Source organism: Nocardioides xinjiangensis, from assembly GCF_017916385.1.
Taxonomy (GTDB): Bacteria; Actinomycetota; Actinomycetes; order Propionibacteriales; family Nocardioidaceae; genus Nocardioides; species Nocardioides xinjiangensis.
This window is the reverse complement of sequence record NZ_JAFMSW010000002.1, coordinates 519613-534355: the sequence shown is the minus strand read 5'-3', so window position 1 is coordinate 534355 and position 14743 is coordinate 519613. Positions and strand designations below refer to the sequence as shown.

Sequence of the window (14743 nt, the reverse complement as noted above, 5' to 3'; positions counted from 1 at the left end):
CTAAGTGACGTTGCGGGCTGCTATGGACAACTGTGCCAAGTTGGTGGCAAGGTTGTCCTTGCCACACAGCACCCAACTTCTGGCAAGGAGACAGGGAATGGCGGAGTACTTGTTGCGCTGGAGGTCGCTCACCCCACTCGCGGACTACGTGGTCTGGGAAGGAAGGGAGACTCACGCGTTCCCAGTGGCGGTTGAGTTGCTGGCAGAGGGCCAGAAGGGCGCCCCCGACGTGCGGATCAAGTTCGAGGTGCGCGATGCGGTGCCAGAAGTGGTCGACTTCCGGATGACGGCCAGCGCGAAGGGTCGCGCCGTGCGGACAGCCGACTTCGCGGCATGGCAGTTAGAAGGGCTGGCGCTGAACGCGTTCACACAGTTTGCCCACGCGACGGACCCCGATGAGGGCGACCCGAGGCCAGGCCCCAAGAGCGAGCGGGAGTTCTGGCAGGTGAACAACCTGCTGACCGAGGCGCGAGCGACCAGGCGCGGGCCATCGGAGGCCGAGCTCGAGGACGTCGCCCGCATCTACAGGGAGGCCATCAATCATCGCCCGACCGAGGCGGTGCAGTTGCGCTTCGGCTACTCCCGTCGCACTGCTGCGCGTCGAATCCAGCAGGCTCGCGCGGCCGGCCTGCTACCCAAAACGACTCCAGGCAAGAAGAAAGGCTGATAGCCATGGCCAGCATCAAGAAGCGTGAAAACGGCAAGTGGCGCGCCCGCTACCGCGACAACAATGGCCGCGAGCACGCGAAGCACTTCGACCGCAAGACGGACGCGCAGCGATGGCTCGACGAGGTGGCAGCCTCTGTCGTCACGGGTCAGTACGTCGACCCCAACGCCGGCCGGATGACTTTCCGCGCCTACGCGGAGCAGTGGCGTGAGGCTCAAGTGCACCGACCCTCGAGCCAGGCGCACGTTGAGATGATGCTCCGGCGCCACGCCTATCCGACGCTCGGCGACCGGCCGCTGTCCGCCATACTGCCGAGCGAGGTGCAGGCGTGGGTCAAGCGCCTCTGCGTCGGGGGCGCGGACCGCAAGCCGCTAGCCCCGTCAACGGTCGGTGTTGTGCACTCGATTGTCTCGTCCGTGTTCAAGGCCGCGGTGCGCGACCGCCGGATCCCCGCCAACCCTTGCGAGGGCACGAGGCTCCCGAAGCGCGAACGGACCCGCGTCGTCCCGATCACGACGGATCAGGTGGAGGCGCTCACCGCGGCGATGCCCGACGAGCTCCGCGCCCTGGTGACGTTCGCGGCCGGGACCGGAGTGCGCGGCGGCGAGCTTCGTGGCCTCACCTCCGACCGCGTGCACTTCCTTAAGCGCGAGGTGACCATTGACCGCCAGCTCGTCGGCGTCGACGGCGCTACGCCTGTCTGGGGCCCGCCGAAGACCGAGGCGAGCTACCGGACCGTCCCGCTGCCGAACGTCGTGCTTGAGGCTCTGCAGGACCACCTCGCGGCTCACGACGCCGGACCTGACGGGCTGCTGTTCACCCTCGGCGGGCTGCCGATCAGCCGTCAGGCGTTCGGGCACCAGTGGCGTACGCCGGCGCGCGCGGCGGGCATCCCGGTTGGGCAAGGGTTGCACGCGCTGCGGCACTACTACGCGTCGCTGCTGATCCGGCACGGCGAGTCGGTGAAGACGGTGCAGGCCCGGCTGGGGCACGCCTCTGCCGCCGAGACGCTCGACACCTACAGCCACCTGTGGCCCGACTCCGACGATCGCACCCGGGACGCTGTCGACGCAGTACTCGGTGCAAGCTCGACACTGGAGGTCGTCCGATGAACGTGCCGGATGACGTCTTGGCTGCCATCGGTGGCATCGCCGTCGAGTCGGTCTGGGTCGAGATCGTTGCCGCCAGCATGTCGGCACGCGGCCTCGAGGACGCCATGAGACTGGCTGGACGCCCAGGAGCAGCTCTGGCTGCAGCGCGAAAGACCGTCGGCGAGCTCGCTGACGAGGATCTGAGACGTGAGGCGACCAAGTGGATCAACCAGGCCCAGGCACTGCTCGAAACGGTTCGACACCCAATCGTGCATGGACTGGCCCATTACGACGAGCACCGCCAGTGGCACGCCGTCCACCTGAGGTCGGGAGATGTGCGCCCGCTTAATCCGGAATCCATAGATGCGGATCGGCAGCGGCTCGATCATCACGCAGGGGACGGTTGGCGGATCGCCCACCGCATATGGACACAGCGTCCTGCGGACTCTGTGCGGACTGACGAGGGCTGACCGACGCGTTTCCGCAGGTCAATAGGGTCTTGGGAGTGGGCCGGCCTGTAGGCCGGGTTCTGTCCTGCTTGCGCAGGGGCGACCATCCATCTGCGACGACCGTTGCCGGCCGCCTGGTGCAATCTACCCGGATGCTCGGGCGGGCCGCCCTCGGACGCATCCTGTCTGATCTTGCTCCGGGTGGGGTTTGCCTAGCTGCGCCGGTCGCCCGGCGCACTGGTGGTCTCTTGCACCACCGTTTCACCCTTGCCGCCCCGCCACGCGGACGTGGAGGGGAGGCGGTCTGTTCTCTGTGGCACTGATCCCGCGGGTTGCCCCGGGTGGCTGTTGGCCACCACCCTGCCCTGTGGAGCCCGGACCTTCCTCGACCCACCGCCCGGAGGCGGCGGACCGCGGCCGCCCGGCCGACCCACTCGCGGACGAGTCTAGGGGTGGGTGAGGACCTCGGCGCCATCCTCGGTCACGAGGAGGGTGTGCTCGAACTGCGCGGACCGGCGGCGGTCGCGGGTCACGACGGTCCACCCGTCGTCCCACATGTCGTAGTCGGGCGTGCCGAGGTTGAGCATCGGCTCGATGGTGAAGGTCATCCCGACGCGGATCTCGTCGTCGTACCGCGGGTCGTCGTAGTGGGGGATGATCAACCCGGAGTGGAACGCGGTGCCGATGCCGTGACCGGTGAAGTCGCGGACCACGCCGTAGCCGAAGCGCTTGGCGTAGGCCTCGATGACCCGGCCGATCACGTTGACGCGGCGCCCCGGCTTCACGGCCCTGATCGCGCGGTCGAGCGACTCACGGGTCCGCTCGACGAGCAGGCGCGACTCCTCGTCGACGTCGCCGGCGAGGAAGGTGGCGTTGGTGTCGCCGTGCACCCCGCCGATGTAGGCCGTGATGTCGATGTTGACGATGTCGCCGTCCTCGACGACGCGCGAGTCCGGGATGCCGTGGCAGACGACCTCGTTGACGCTGGAGCACAGCGACTTCGGGAAGCCCCGGTAGCCGAGGGTGGATGGGTAGGCGCCGTGGTCGCAGAGGAACTCGTGGCCGATGCGGTCGAGCTCGTCGGTGGTCACCCCGGGCGCCACGTGCGACCCGACGAGCTCGCGCGCCTGGGCGGCGAGCCGGCCGGCGACCCGCATCCGCTCGATGGTCTCGGCGTCCTTGACCTCCTCGCCGGTGAAGCGCTGCGGGGCGGGCCGGTCGACGTACTCGGGACGGGCGATGTGCGACGGGACGGCCCGCCGGGGGGAGATCACGGCAGGGGCTACGGCGGGCACGTGCGCGAGTGTAGTTTCGCGGCATGAGCGAGGACGAATACTGGTTCTGCCTGACCCACCACACGGTCGAGGGACGCGACGGCTGCAAGAACGCCGACCGCCTCGGCCCCTACGCCAGCCCGGCGGAGGCGTCCCGCGCGCTCGACAAGGTCGCCGAGCGCAACGAGGCCTGGGACAACGACCCGAGGTGGAACGACGACGGCTCGGACGGCGCGGACGGGACCCCGGGCCGCTGAGCGCCCCCGCTCGACCGCCGGCCCGGCGCACCCCGATCTCGCCGTGGCCCGTCGCCGGGCTCGTCGGCCTGGCGTGCGTCGCCTTCCTGATCGGCGCGACCAGCGTCGCGGTCGCCGCTCCGCGGTGGGCGTTCGCCGGGCTCGCGCTCGTGTGGCTGGTCGCCCTGGCCCTGGCGGTCGCCTGGTTCGTACGCCGTCCCCGCACGGTGGCGTTGCTGCCGGTGGTCGTGGCGGTGGTCTGGTTCGCGACGGTGGTGGGCGGCGCCCGCTACCTCGGCTGGTCGTGACCGCAGCCGCAGGCCCTCAGAACGTGTGCTCTGGACCGGGGAAGGTGCCGCCGCGCACGTCGTCGGCGTAGGCCTTCGCGGCCTCGAGGAGCACGCCGTGCACGTCGGCGTACTGCTTGACGAAGCGCGCCATCCTGCCCGTGCGCAGGCCGAAGGCGTCCTGCCACACGAGCACCTGGCCGTCGCAGCCGGCCCCGGCGCCGATGCCGATGGTGGGGATCGTGAGCTCCTTGCTGATCCGCGCGGCCACGTCGCCGGGGACCATCTCCATCACGACGGCGAACGCGCCGGCCTCCTGCACCGCGTGGGCGTCGGCGAGGACCCGGTCGCTCGCGTCGCCGCGGCCCTGCACGCGGTAGCCGCCGAGGGTGTGCTCGGACTGCGGGGTGAAGCCGATGTGCGCCATGACGGGGATGCCGCCCTGGGTGCACCTGCGGATCACGGGGGCCATCTCGGCGCCGCCCTCGAGCTTCACGCAGTGCGCGCCGGCCTCCTTCATGAAGCGGACGGCGGTCAGGTAGCCCTGCTCCGGGGAGGCCTGGTAGCTGCCGAAGGGCAGGTCGCCCACGACCATCGCCCGCGTCACCGAGCGCGCCACCGCGCGGGTCAGGGGGAGCAGCTCGTCGACCGTCACCGGCAACGAGGTCTCGTTGCCGAAGACGTTGTTCGAGGCGGAGTCGCCGACGAGCAGGAGGTCGATGCCTGCCTCGTCGAAGGTGGCGGCGGTGTACATGTCGTACGCCGTGAGCATGGTGATGCGCTCGCCGCGCTCCTTCATCTCGCGCAGGTGGTGGGTGCGCACCCGCTTCACAGGCGCGGCGGCCGGCGTGGCGGCCGGCGTGGTGGGTGCGGCGCCGGTGCCGTAGGGGGCGGTCTCCTCGGGCGGGGCGGACTCGTGGGACATGCGGTGCTCCTCGTCATCTCGCGGCTCCCCGGTGGAGTCCACGGACCGCGTCTCAGGCTAGTGGCGAACCCGCCGGTAGGACCGTGTGTCGCCGGTCACGCGCCGTGCGCGGACGGTCCGTGCGGGGCTCACCGCGCGCGGTCGGGAGCGGGTCGGCCAGCGCGACGTCAGCGCGGGGAGACGCGGAGCACCTCGTCGTCGTCGCCCTCGTCGGTCGTGAGAAGCAGGTCGCCGTTGCGTGCGGACGTGACCGAGCGGAGCCGCCCGAACCCCGTCAGCTCCTCCGGAATCCGGACGGAGATGAAGCGACCATCCGCGTCGAAGCGCAGGAAGAGCAGCTCTTCGTCCTTGAGGGCAGCGACGGCGAGCGTGCCGTCGAGGGCGCCCCACTGCCGGCCGCGCACCCATGCCGCCCCGGCGATCGCCTTGGTCGGGGAGCCGGTGGACCACCGGGCGTCGACCTGGGTCCCGGGCAGCGAGTGGTCGGTCATCGGCACTGAGGACTCATATCCCGGCACGGGGTTCCAGCCGTAGTTGCCGCCGGCCACGAGACGGTTGACCTCGTCGTCCTCCGACGGGCCGTGCTCCACCGACCACAACGACCCGTCCCGGCGCTGCGCCAGGCCCTGGACGTTGCGGTGGCCGTAGGTCAGGACGAACCGGCGGGCAGTCGCCGCGGAGGCCCATGGGTTGCCCGGCAGGGCAGCACCGGAGTCCCGGTGTATCCGCAGCACCTTGCCACCCAGGGAGTCGAGGTCCTGCGGGACGGTGCCGACGGCGGCGTCGCCCGTGCCGATGAGCAGCGCCGGCCCGACGCGGTCGAGGAGGAGTCGGCAGCCGCCGTGCCGGCCGCTGGTGGCGGGGAACCCGGCGATGAGCGTCCGCGATCCCGTGACCCGGCGCCACCGGGAGTCGACCCGCAGGCGGGTCACCCGAACGTCGTACGCGTTGCCCGCCGCAGCGCCGTGGCAGGCCCATACCACCCGACGCCTGCGGTCCACCGCGAGCGACATCAGGCCGGTCTCGCCCTCCACCCGGACCTGCCCGGACAGGTCCACGAGGGTGCGACGCTTTCCCTTGCGGACCACGCTGATGCGGGCGCGGTCGCGCTCGGAGACGACGAGCCGTCCGCCGGGCGCCTGCTGGACGTCCCACGGGTGCTCCAGGCCGCGCGCGACGACGCGCACGCGCAGCCCTCGAGCCGCAGAAGACCGCTCGGAGGACCGCCCGGAGGACCGCCCGTCCGCCGGTTCTCCGACCTTCGGGGACGAGCTCGCTGTCCGTGCCTGGGGATCGGGACCGGCCGAGGCGTTGCACGCGGGCAGGGCCAGCGCGAGCGAGGTGCCGAGGGCAACGGGCAGCAGGGTCGTCCGAAGGTGGAGGCGCACGTCATCGACGCTAGCGGCGCACGGCGCCCACCGGGCAACCCCAGATTCGGGGGTGTCCTTGCACGGATGGCGTCAGCGCGGGGACACCCGCAGGACCCGGTCGCGGGCGCCGTTGTCAGTCGTCACGAGCAGGTCGCCGTTGCGTGCGCTGGTGACCGAGCGCAGCCGGCCCAGGCCGGTGAGCCGCCGCGGCCGGACCACGTCCCGGAGCACACCGTCGCGGTCGAAGCGCATGAAGACCACGCGCGAGCCCTTGAGCGCCGCCACGGCGAGGGTGCCGTCGAGGCTGCCCCACTGCGCGCCGCTCACCCACGCGGCGCCGGACGTCGCGATCGTCGGCCTCCCGGAGGACCAGGCGGCCGCCTGCTGCTCGCCGGGCAGGGAGTGGTCGGTCATCGGGACGGACTCGTCGTAGCCGGGCACCGGGTTCCAGCCGTAGTCGCCGCCCGGCACGAGACGGTTGACCTCGTCGTCGCGGTAGCTGCCGTGCTCGACCGACCACACCGACCCGTCGGCGCGCTGGGCGAGCCCCTGCACGTTGCGGTGGCCGTAGGTCCACACGAACCGCCGCTTGCCACTGGCGCCGGCGAAGGGGTTGTCGGGCATCGCCGCGCCGGTGCGGCGGTGCACGCGCAGCACCTTGCCGCCGAGCGAGTCGAGGTCGCGCGGATGGGTCCCGACGGCGGCGTCACCGGTGCCGATGAGCAGCGCGTCGCTGTCGCGGTCGAGCAGCAGGCGGCAGCCGCCGTGGCGGCCGGAGGTCGCGGGGATCCCGCCGAGCACCACGGCGCGGTGGGACAGGCGGCGCCAGGCGGGGTCGACCCGCCAGCGCGTCACCCGCACCTCGTGGCGACCTCTGCGGGTGGCGCCGTAGCAGGCCCACAGCGTGCGCGACCCCGGGTCGACCGCGAGGGACAGCAGGCCGGTCTCGCCGGACACCCAGACCGACCGGCTCAGGTCGGCGAGCGTGCGCCGCTTCCCCTTGCGTACGACGCTGAGGCGGGCGCGGTCGCGCTCGGAGACGACGAGCCGCCCGCCCGGCGCCTGCTGGACGTCCCACGGGTGCGCGAGGCGGCGGGCGACCGTGCGCACCCGCAGGACGGGCGCCTGCGCGGCCGACCGGTCGGCCGGCGCGGCCGTCGCGCCGGGAGCGGCGCTGGTCGCCGGCTCGGGTTGGGCCGCCGAGGTCGGCAGGCCGGCGAGCAGGCTCCCGGCCAGCGCGGCGAGGGACACGGCGAGCGCGGCGCGCCGAGGGGCAGGAGCGGTGGACAGGGGGCGCGGGGTGGTGCGAGGGGTGGGGCGCACCCTTTGACGCTACGGCGCGTCGGACGTCGGGTGACAGTGCCCGAAAGGGTGCCTCAGCCCGGGTGGACGGAGCGGGCCAGCTGGACACCGACCCTCGTCGTCGCGTAGCCCAGCCGGGTGTTGAGGGCGCGCATGGCGGCGTTGCCGTCCTGGGTCCACGTGTAGACCTCGTGGACCCCGTGGTCGGCGGCCCAGGCGAGGGCGACCTGCTTGAGGTGCACGGCGAGGCCGCGGCCACGCCAGTCGCCGCGCACGGCGGTGAGACCGTTCTCCGCGCGGTCCGGCTGGTCGGGGTCGAGCCCGAGGCCGGCGCACCCGACGACCTCGCCGTCGTGGAGGGCGAGGAACGTCGGGTCGACGCGCCACGACTGCACCCAGCCCTGCGGCGTGACGTCGAGCGGCGTGTCGACGGCGAAGCCGGCCAGCGCCTCGCGCCCGAAGCGCTCGTAGGCCGCCTCCCACAGGCCGGGGCGTTCCTCGGCCGTGACCACCTCGATGCCGTCCGGCACCGGGGACACCTCGACCGGCCCCTCGATGCGGAACGTCTGCTCCACCTCCCGGTTGACCTCGGCGAAACCGGCACGCCGCCCGAACGCCAGGGATCCCTCGTCGTCCGCGCCGGCACGCAGCATCGGGTAGCCGAGGCCCTCCACGTGCTGGACCAGGCGCTGCAGGATCGCGGTGCCGACGCCGCGGCGCCGGTGCTCGGGCAGGACGCGCGGGGCGACGCTGCCCGATCCGGACAGGTCGGACCGGTTGGCCATCCCCGATCCGACGACCACGCCGTCCTCGCGAGCGAGGACCAGCAGTCGCTCGGGGGTGTCGGCGGCCCGCAGCTCCGCGACGGACTGCGTGCGCTCGTAGGGGACCACCGCGATCCGCACCCGGCGCCAGGCCTCGAGGTCCTCGTCGGTGGAGCAGGGGCTGATGTCGAGGGCCATGACCGCACCGTAGGACGCGCCACGGCAGCTCGTCCCCACCTTTTCCGCCGCTCGCGGACCGGTCGTCGTGGGCGACCCGAGGATGCGCGAGCTCGCGGTCGAGCCCGGCCCCGTGCCCGACCGACCGCCCGGAGGGAGGCACACGTGGCGGTGCCGCGGTCCCTAGAGTGACGCCGTGGACTTCTACTCCGCCTATGCCCAGGGATTCGCCCGCATCGCGGCCTGCACGCTGCCGGTGCACCTCGCCGACCCGGCCGCGAACGCGGCGGCCGTCATCGAGCAGGCGCGGGCCTGCCACGACGACCACGTCGCTGTCGCGGTGTTCCCCGAGCTGGGCCTGACGGGCTACTCGGCCGACGACCTGTTCCTCCAGGACACCCTGCTCGCGGGCGTGGAGGACGCGATCGCCGAGATCGTCGCAGCGAGCGCCGACCTGATGACGATGCTGGTCGTCGGCGCGCCGGTGGTACAGGACAACCGGGTCTTCAACTGCGCGGTCGTCGTGCACCGCGGGTCGATCCTGGGCGTCGCCCCGAAGTCCTACCTGCCCAACTACCGCGAGTTCTACGAGCGCCGGTGGTTCGCACCGGGCGACGACCGCGAGCTCGAGTGGGTGACCCTCGCCGGGCAGGACGTCCGGTTCGGACCGGACCTGATCTTCCGGTGCCTCGACGTCCCGGGGCTCGACATGCACGTCGAGGTCTGCGAGGACCTGTGGGTGCCGGTGCCGCCGAGCGCGGAGGCCGCGCTCGCGGGCGCGACCCTGCTCGTCAACCTCAGCGGGTCGCCGATCACGATCGCCCGCGCGGAGGACCGTCGGCTGCTGGTCCGCAGTGCGAGCTCGCGGTGCGCGGCGGCGTACGTCTATGCCGCGGCCGGCCAGGGGGAGTCGACGACCGACCTGAGCTGGGACGGCCAGACCATGGTCTACGAGTGCGGGTCGCTGCTGGGGGAGAGCGAGCGGTTCCCCGACGGGCCGCGGCGCACCGTGGTCGACGTCGACCTCGACCTGATCCGCCAGGAGCGGATGCGGCAGGTCACCTTCGACGACAACCGCCGCACCCACGCCGAGCGCGTCCAGCGGTTCCGCACGGTGGAGTGGGAGCTCGAGCCGCCCGCCGGCGACATCGGCCTGCTGCGCAAGGTGGACCGCTACCCGTTCGTCCCCGACGACGCCGAGCGGCTCGAGCTCGACTGCTACGAGGCCTACAACATCCAGGTCTCCGGCCTCGAGCGACGCCTGTCGTCGATCGGCACGCCGAAGGCCGTGATAGGCGTCAGCGGCGGCCTCGACTCCACCCACGCGCTGATCGTGGCGTGCAAGGCGATGGACCGGCTGGGCCGTCCGCGCAGCGACGTGCTGGCGTTCACGATGCCCGGCTTCGCGACCGGGTCGACCACCAAGTCGTACGCCACCCGGCTGTCGCAGGCGCTCGGCGTCACCTTCGAGGAGATCGACATCCGCCCGGCGGCCGAGCAGATGCTCGCGGACATGGGGCACCCCTACTCGCGCGGGGAGAAGGTCTACGACGTCACCTTCGAGAACGTGCAGGCCGGGCTGCGCTACGACTACCTCTTCCGGCTGGCCAACCAGCGCGGCGGCATCGTCGTCGGCACCGGTGACCTGTCGGAGCTGGCGCTCGGGTGGTGCACGTACGGCGTCGGCGACCAGATGTCGCACTACACCGTCAACGCCGGGGTCCCCAAGACGCTTGTGCAGCACCTGATCCGCTGGGTCATCAGCCACGGCGAGCTCGAGGAGGCCAACGACCTCCTCAGGGAGATCCTGCAGCAGGAGATCACCCCCGAGCTGGTGCCCATCGAGGAGGGCAAGAAGCCGCAGGCGACCCAGGACACAGTGGGTCCCTACAACCTGCAGGACTTCACGCTGGCGCTGGTGGTGCGGCACGGCTTCCGGCCGCGCAAGATCGCGTTCCTGGCCTGGCACGCGTGGAAGGACGTCGAGTCGGGGGAGTGGCCGCCCGGCTTCCCCGAGGACGCGCGCGTGGCGTACACGCTCGAGGAGGTGCGCACCTGGCTGCAGGTGTTCGTCCGCCGCTTCTTCGCCAACCAGTTCAAGCGCTCGGCCCTGCCCAACGGGCCCAAGGTCAGCCCGAGCGGCACGATGAGCCCGCGTGGCGACTGGCGGATGCCCAGCGACGCCAAGGGCACGGCGTGGCTGGCCGAGATCGAGCGGGACGTCCCGGCGTCCTGACCCGCCGGGGCGGTGCGTGAGGCAGCTTCTCGGGGCGCGGAACCTGCGTCAGTCACCGCTCGTCGGGGGGGCGGGGCGGGGCGGTGCGTGAGGCAGCTCTTCGGGGCGCGGGCGGGTGCGGGCGGGTGCGGGGCGGTGCGTGAGGCAGCTTTTCGGGGCGCAGAACCTGCGTGACGCACCGCTGCTCGGGTGGGCGGGCGCGGGGCGGTGCGTGAGGCAGCTTCTCGGGGCGCGGAACCTGCGTGACTCACCGCTGCTCGGGTGGTTGGGGGCGGGGCGGTGCGTGAGGCAGCTTTTCGGGGCGCGGAACCTGCGTGACTCACCGCTGCTCGGGTGGTTGGGGGCGGGGCGGTGCGTGAGGCACCTTTTCGAGGCGCAGAACCTGCCTCACGCACCGCTCCGGACGACTTTGCCTGCCCTTAGCGGCGGGCTGGAGCGCGGTTAGCCGCGCCTCGACGAGCCTTCCTGTCGTGACGCCACCACGGCGTCGGACGAGGAGGAGGAATCGTGCACAAGGCAGTCATCGGAGGGGGCGTCGCCGCGGCGGTCATCGTCGGAGCCGGAGCCTGGTGGGCCGTCGGCAACGTCGTCGAGGACCAGACCAGCGAGCGCGGCACGTGCGGCGGCGCGACCTGGGAGCTCAGCGCCGAGGCGGAGGACGACGGCACCGAGGTGAGTGCGGAGCTGCAGTCCTCCGGTCCGGGCGAGGAGTGGCAGGTGGAGCTGCTCCGCGGCGAGGCGTCGCTGCTCGACGGCAGCCGCACCACCGACGAGGACGGCGAGATCGACGTCGACGCCTACAGCTCCGGCAACCCCGGCGACGCGACGTACACCGTCACCTTCGGCCCCGCCGGGGGCAAGCCGTGCACGGCCACCCTCGGCTCCTGACCCGCACCCGACCGAACAGAGGAGACACCCATGAAGAAGCTGATCGCCACCACCGCCCTCGTCGCCACCGCCGCGGCGGGCACCACCGTCCTGGCCGCCGGACCGGCGAGTGCCGACGCCGAGCGGCGGGGCACCTGCGCCGGGGCGACGTACGAGCTCGGCGTCGACCGTGAGCGAGGCGGCTTCGAGGTCGACGCCGACGTCGACGGCGCCCGGGTCGGCAGCGAGTGGCGGGTGACCATCCGGCACGACGGCAGGGTCGCGACGTCGCGGGTGCTGCGCGCCGACGGCGAGGGCGAGCTCGACCTCGACACGTTCCGTCGCGACACCGCGGGCTCCGACACCTTCCGGCTGTCCGTGACGCCGGCGGGCGGCAGGACCTGCTCCACGAAGGTCGCTGTGCGCTGACGCACGCCCGGTCGGCGGCCCGCCGACCGGCTGGAGCCCGGGTCAGGCCGTCCTCAACGTGACGGCGACCCGGGCTCCCCCCATCTCGGAGGTGCCCGTCGTGAGGCTCCCGCCCGAGTCCGCGGCCGTTCGCGCCGCGATCGCGAGGCCGAGGCCGGTGGACCCGGCTCCGCTCTCACCCCGGCCGGTGGGGTCCAGGCCGTCGGGCAGGCCGGGCCCGGCGTCGTCGACGACCAGCTCGACGCGGTCGTCGGTGGCGGTCAGGCTCACGCGTACGGCGGCGTCGTCGGAGGTGTGCGAGAAGACGTTGTCCAGCAGCACGTCGACCAGGGCCTCGAGGTCGGCACGGCTGGTGCGCAGCAGCGGACCGTGCGTGGCCAGGGCGAGCTCGTAGGGCCGGCCCTGGTCCTCGGCGAGCGGCTCCCAGTGACGGACGCGCTCGGCGATGACCGCGACCGCGTCGGTGCGCGGGTCGAGGCCCTCGCGCTCCGAGCGCCGTGCCTCGCGCACGATCTCGTCGACCGTCGCCTGGAGGGCGTCGAGGTCGCCGCCGAGCCGCTCGCGCAGGTCGGGGTCGGTCACGGCCTCCACCCGCAGCCGCAGCGCGGTCACCGGGGTGCGGAGGCGGTGGGAGAGGTCGGCGACGTGCTCCCGCTCGCGCGCGAGCAGGAGCTGGATCCGGCCGACGAGGCGGTCGACGGCGCCGGCGAGCTCCTGCACCTCGCGCGGTCCGGACACCGCCGCCACCGGCGCGACCGTGCCGGTGCGCCCGAGCGTCTGGGTGTGCTCGGCGAGCCGGCGGATGGGCTGGACGAACGACCGGCCCAAGCGGTCGACGACGACCAGGGAGCCGGCGAGCAGGGTCAGCGCGAGCAGCCCGAGCAGGCCCCACGCGACGCCCACCGCAGAGGTGATCCCCGGCTCGTCCACGACGACCCGGATCACCGGCGTCAGCGACGGGAGGGCCGAGTTGCCGCCACGGGAGACCGGCACGAGGACCTGCGAACCGCCGGCCACGTCGTCGACGCGGGCGCGTCCGGTGTTGCGCGCGTCGAGGACCCGCTCGTCCTCGCCGGGGTCGGGCCCGACCCCGGTCCCGTCGGGGTAGAGCACGGTGACCCGGGTGTGCTCGGCGGCGTCGTTGAGCCGGTCGACGTACTGCCCGACGACGCCCTTGTCCTGCCCGGACACCACGGTCTCGACCGCCTGCACCTCGAGCGCGGCCCGCGCCAGCCGGTCCTCCAGGGCGTAGCTGCGGACCAGGATGGCCATCGGCACCAGCATGGCGAGCAGGACCATCGAGACCGCCGCCGCCGCGGTGAGCAGGAGGCTGCGGCGCACCTCAGCCGTCCTCGGCGGCCGGCCCGTGGGCCGGCCCGTGGGCCGGCTCGGGTGCCGGCTCCGGGGTCGGCTCGGGAGCCGCGAGGCGTACGCCGACGCCGCGGACCGTGGTCAGGTAGCGGGGCGCGGCGGCGGTCTCGCCGAGCTTGCGGCGCAGCCAGGAGAGGTGGACGTCCACCGTCTTGTCGGAGCCGCCCCACGGCTGCCGCCAGACCTCGACCAGCAGGTCGCGCTTGGTGACCACCTCGCCCGGTCGCTCGGCGAGATGGGCGAGGAGGTCGAACTCCCGCGGGGTGAGCTCGACCTCGCGACCGTCGAGGTGGACCCGCCGGCCGGCGAGGTCGACCGCCAGCCCGCCGACGGTCACCGTGCTGGGCCGCTGGCGGCCGGCGTCGACGCGCCGCAGCACCGCCCGGATGCGCGCGTCGAGCTGGGCGCTCGTGAAGGGCTTGACGACGTAGTCGTCGGCGCCGGCGTCGAGCGCGCCCACGAGCGACGGGTCGTCCGCGCGGGCGCTGGCGATGATGACCGGCACCTGGCTCACGGCCCGCAGCATCGAGAGGACCTGCGTGCCGTCGACGTCGGGGAGGCCCAGGTCGAGGACGACCAGGTCGGGCGAGGAGTCGACGGCGAGCTGGAGGCCGCCCATCCCGTTCGGTGCCGAGGTCACGGTGTGGCCGCACTCGCGCAGGCCGCGCACCAGCAACGGCCTGATCCGGTCGTCGTCCTCGATAATCAGCACCTCGGCCACGCCGAGACCGTACCGTCCCGGACGCCGGCCGCCCCCGGCCTTAGCCGCGCCTTAACCACCGCCTGGCCTCGTCCTCACCCGGCAGGCGGCACGATGGTCCGGTGAGGCGTCGGATGCTGCTCGTCGGGCTGTGGGCCGCCACCACGGCCGTGGCCGTGCTGGTCGGCGTCTTCGCCGTGTCCACCGTCGGGGCGACGATCCGCGACCGCGGCCCCGTCGGCGACGAGGTGGTGCGCGACACCGCCGTCGACCCCGCCTCGGTCCCGTCACCCGACGGGCCACGGGTGCGCGAGGAGATCTCCGGTGAGTGGGGCGCATTCGTGGTGCAGTGCCGGGACACGTGGGCGTACGGCGTCGGTGTACGACCCGACGAGGCGGCCGGGTGGCGGGTCGTGAGCTGGGAGAAGGGCCCGGACGACGACGTGGACGCGGTCTTCAGCGACGGCCGCAACTCCGTGGACCTCGAGGTCTTCTGCAACCGGGGCCGACCCACCCTCGCCGAGCTCGAGCGCAACACGCTCGCCGACGACTGAGGAAGATGCAACCTCCCGCTGTCGCGGCGCGTCCACCCTCGACG

16 protein-coding genes and 1 other RNA gene are annotated in these 14743 nt (G+C 72.9%); 9 read left to right on the top strand and 8 right to left on the bottom strand.

Going from position 1 to position 14743, the window contains the following annotated elements:
- The first annotated feature begins 97 nt into the window (after positions 1 to 97).
- Genes J3P32_RS17320 through J3P32_RS17310 form a run of 3 tightly spaced genes read left to right on the top strand, consistent with a single transcriptional unit; the run spans position 98 to position 2228 of the window.
- Entirely contained in the window at positions 98 to 667 is a 570-nt protein-coding gene (locus tag J3P32_RS17320) for a hypothetical protein (RefSeq protein ID WP_210441500.1), read from the top strand.
- A 5-nt stretch (positions 668 to 672) separates the two neighbouring features.
- Positions 673 to 1779, top strand: coding sequence for a tyrosine-type recombinase/integrase (locus J3P32_RS17315; protein WP_210441499.1), 1107 nt, complete (start codon positions 673 to 675; stop codon positions 1777 to 1779).
- Complete coding sequence (locus tag J3P32_RS17310; RefSeq protein WP_210441497.1) at positions 1776 to 2228, top strand: hypothetical protein; 453 nt, start codon at positions 1776 to 1778, stop codon at positions 2226 to 2228. Before J3P32_RS17315 ends, J3P32_RS17310 begins: the two co-directional genes overlap by 4 nt.
- 32 nt (positions 2229 to 2260) lie before the next feature.
- Here the strand turns inward: J3P32_RS17310 and rnpB are convergent.
- Together rnpB and map are read right to left on the bottom strand one after the other, a co-directional pair.
- Positions 2261 to 2640: RNase P RNA component class A (rnpB, locus tag J3P32_RS17305), an RNA gene on the bottom strand.
- A gap of 13 nt (positions 2641 to 2653) precedes the next feature.
- Positions 2654 to 3502, bottom strand: coding sequence for a type I methionyl aminopeptidase (gene map / locus J3P32_RS17300; protein WP_210441495.1), 849 nt, complete (start codon positions 3500 to 3502; stop codon positions 2654 to 2656).
- A 23-nt stretch (positions 3503 to 3525) separates the two neighbouring features.
- On the opposite strand from map, the gene J3P32_RS17295 reads away from it, so the two are divergent.
- Both J3P32_RS17295 and J3P32_RS17290 read left to right on the top strand, forming a co-directional pair.
- A complete protein-coding gene (locus J3P32_RS17295) occupies positions 3526 to 3738 on the top strand; it encodes a hypothetical protein (RefSeq protein WP_210441493.1) in 213 nt (70 codons plus the stop codon).
- Positions 3690 to 4025 carry a hypothetical protein gene (locus J3P32_RS17290; RefSeq protein ID WP_210441490.1) on the top strand — a complete coding sequence of 112 codons (336 nt, stop codon included), beginning with the start codon at positions 3690 to 3692 and terminating at the stop codon, positions 4023 to 4025. The genes J3P32_RS17295 and J3P32_RS17290 overlap by 49 nt, the downstream gene beginning before the upstream one ends.
- A 16-nt stretch (positions 4026 to 4041) precedes the next feature.
- On the opposite strand, the gene panB is transcribed toward J3P32_RS17290, so the two are convergent.
- The 4 genes from panB to J3P32_RS17270 form a co-directional block, all read right to left on the bottom strand.
- A complete protein-coding gene (gene panB / locus J3P32_RS17285; RefSeq protein ID WP_210441488.1) occupies positions 4042 to 4929 on the bottom strand; it encodes a 3-methyl-2-oxobutanoate hydroxymethyltransferase in 888 nt (295 codons plus the stop codon).
- A gap of 167 nt (positions 4930 to 5096) precedes the next feature.
- On the bottom strand, positions 5097 to 6116 hold the full coding sequence (locus J3P32_RS17280) for a PQQ-dependent sugar dehydrogenase (protein ID WP_210441486.1): 1020 nt from the start codon (positions 6114 to 6116) through the stop codon (positions 5097 to 5099).
- A gap of 273 nt (positions 6117 to 6389) precedes the next feature.
- Complete coding sequence (locus J3P32_RS17275) at positions 6390 to 7622, bottom strand: PQQ-dependent sugar dehydrogenase (protein WP_210441484.1); 1233 nt, start codon at positions 7620 to 7622, stop codon at positions 6390 to 6392.
- A gap of 53 nt (positions 7623 to 7675) precedes the next feature.
- Positions 7676 to 8563, bottom strand: coding sequence for a GNAT family N-acetyltransferase (locus tag J3P32_RS17270; protein ID WP_210441482.1), 888 nt, complete (start codon positions 8561 to 8563; stop codon positions 7676 to 7678).
- Between the two features lie 175 nt (positions 8564 to 8738).
- On the opposite strand from J3P32_RS17270, the gene J3P32_RS17265 reads away from it, so the two are divergent.
- From J3P32_RS17265 to J3P32_RS17255, 3 genes are all read left to right on the top strand, one after another.
- Positions 8739 to 10778: an NAD(+) synthase gene (locus tag J3P32_RS17265; RefSeq protein WP_210441480.1), complete on the top strand. Its 2040-nt coding sequence runs from the start codon at positions 8739 to 8741 to the stop codon at positions 10776 to 10778.
- Between the two features lie 507 nt (positions 10779 to 11285).
- The gene (locus tag J3P32_RS17260; RefSeq protein WP_210441478.1) at positions 11286 to 11666 is read left to right on the top strand and encodes a hypothetical protein; all 381 of its coding nucleotides are present in this window, start codon (positions 11286 to 11288) and stop codon (positions 11664 to 11666) included.
- A gap of 30 nt (positions 11667 to 11696) precedes the next feature.
- Entirely contained in the window at positions 11697 to 12074 is a 378-nt protein-coding gene (locus J3P32_RS17255; protein WP_210441476.1) for a hypothetical protein, read from the top strand.
- A gap of 42 nt (positions 12075 to 12116) precedes the next feature.
- Here J3P32_RS17255 and J3P32_RS17250 read toward each other — a convergent pair whose 3' ends face one another.
- Positions 12117 to 13415 (bottom strand): sensor histidine kinase, encoded by a 1299-nt coding sequence (locus J3P32_RS17250; protein ID WP_210441475.1) that lies wholly within the window; start codon positions 13413 to 13415, stop codon positions 12117 to 12119.
- A 1-nt stretch (position 13416) separates the two neighbouring features.
- A complete protein-coding gene (locus J3P32_RS17245) occupies positions 13417 to 14166 on the bottom strand; it encodes a response regulator transcription factor (protein WP_210441473.1) in 750 nt (249 codons plus the stop codon).
- A 101-nt stretch (positions 14167 to 14267) separates the two neighbouring features.
- Between J3P32_RS17245 and J3P32_RS17240 the strand changes: the two genes are divergently transcribed.
- Entirely contained in the window at positions 14268 to 14699 is a 432-nt protein-coding gene (locus J3P32_RS17240; RefSeq protein WP_210441471.1) for a hypothetical protein, read from the top strand.
- The last annotated feature ends 44 nt before the right edge of the window (positions 14700 to 14743 follow it).

Coding starts and splice junctions, on each gene's coding strand:
- J3P32_RS17320 (WP_210441500.1), top strand. CDS start 98: ATGGCGGAGTACTTGTTGCGCTGGAGGTCGCTCACCCCACTCGCGGAC.
- J3P32_RS17315 (WP_210441499.1), top strand. CDS start 673: ATGGCCAGCATCAAGAAGCGTGAAAACGGCAAGTGGCGCGCCCGCTAC.
- J3P32_RS17310 (WP_210441497.1), top strand. CDS start 1,776: ATGAACGTGCCGGATGACGTCTTGGCTGCCATCGGTGGCATCGCCGTC.
- J3P32_RS17295 (WP_210441493.1), top strand. CDS start 3,526: ATGAGCGAGGACGAATACTGGTTCTGCCTGACCCACCACACGGTCGAG.
- panB (WP_210441488.1), bottom strand. CDS start 4,929: ATGTCCCACGAGTCCGCCCCGCCCGAGGAGACCGCCCCCTACGGCACC.
- J3P32_RS17270 (WP_210441482.1), bottom strand. CDS start 8,563: ATGGCCCTCGACATCAGCCCCTGCTCCACCGACGAGGACCTCGAGGCC.
- J3P32_RS17255 (WP_210441476.1), top strand. CDS start 11,697: ATGAAGAAGCTGATCGCCACCACCGCCCTCGTCGCCACCGCCGCGGCG.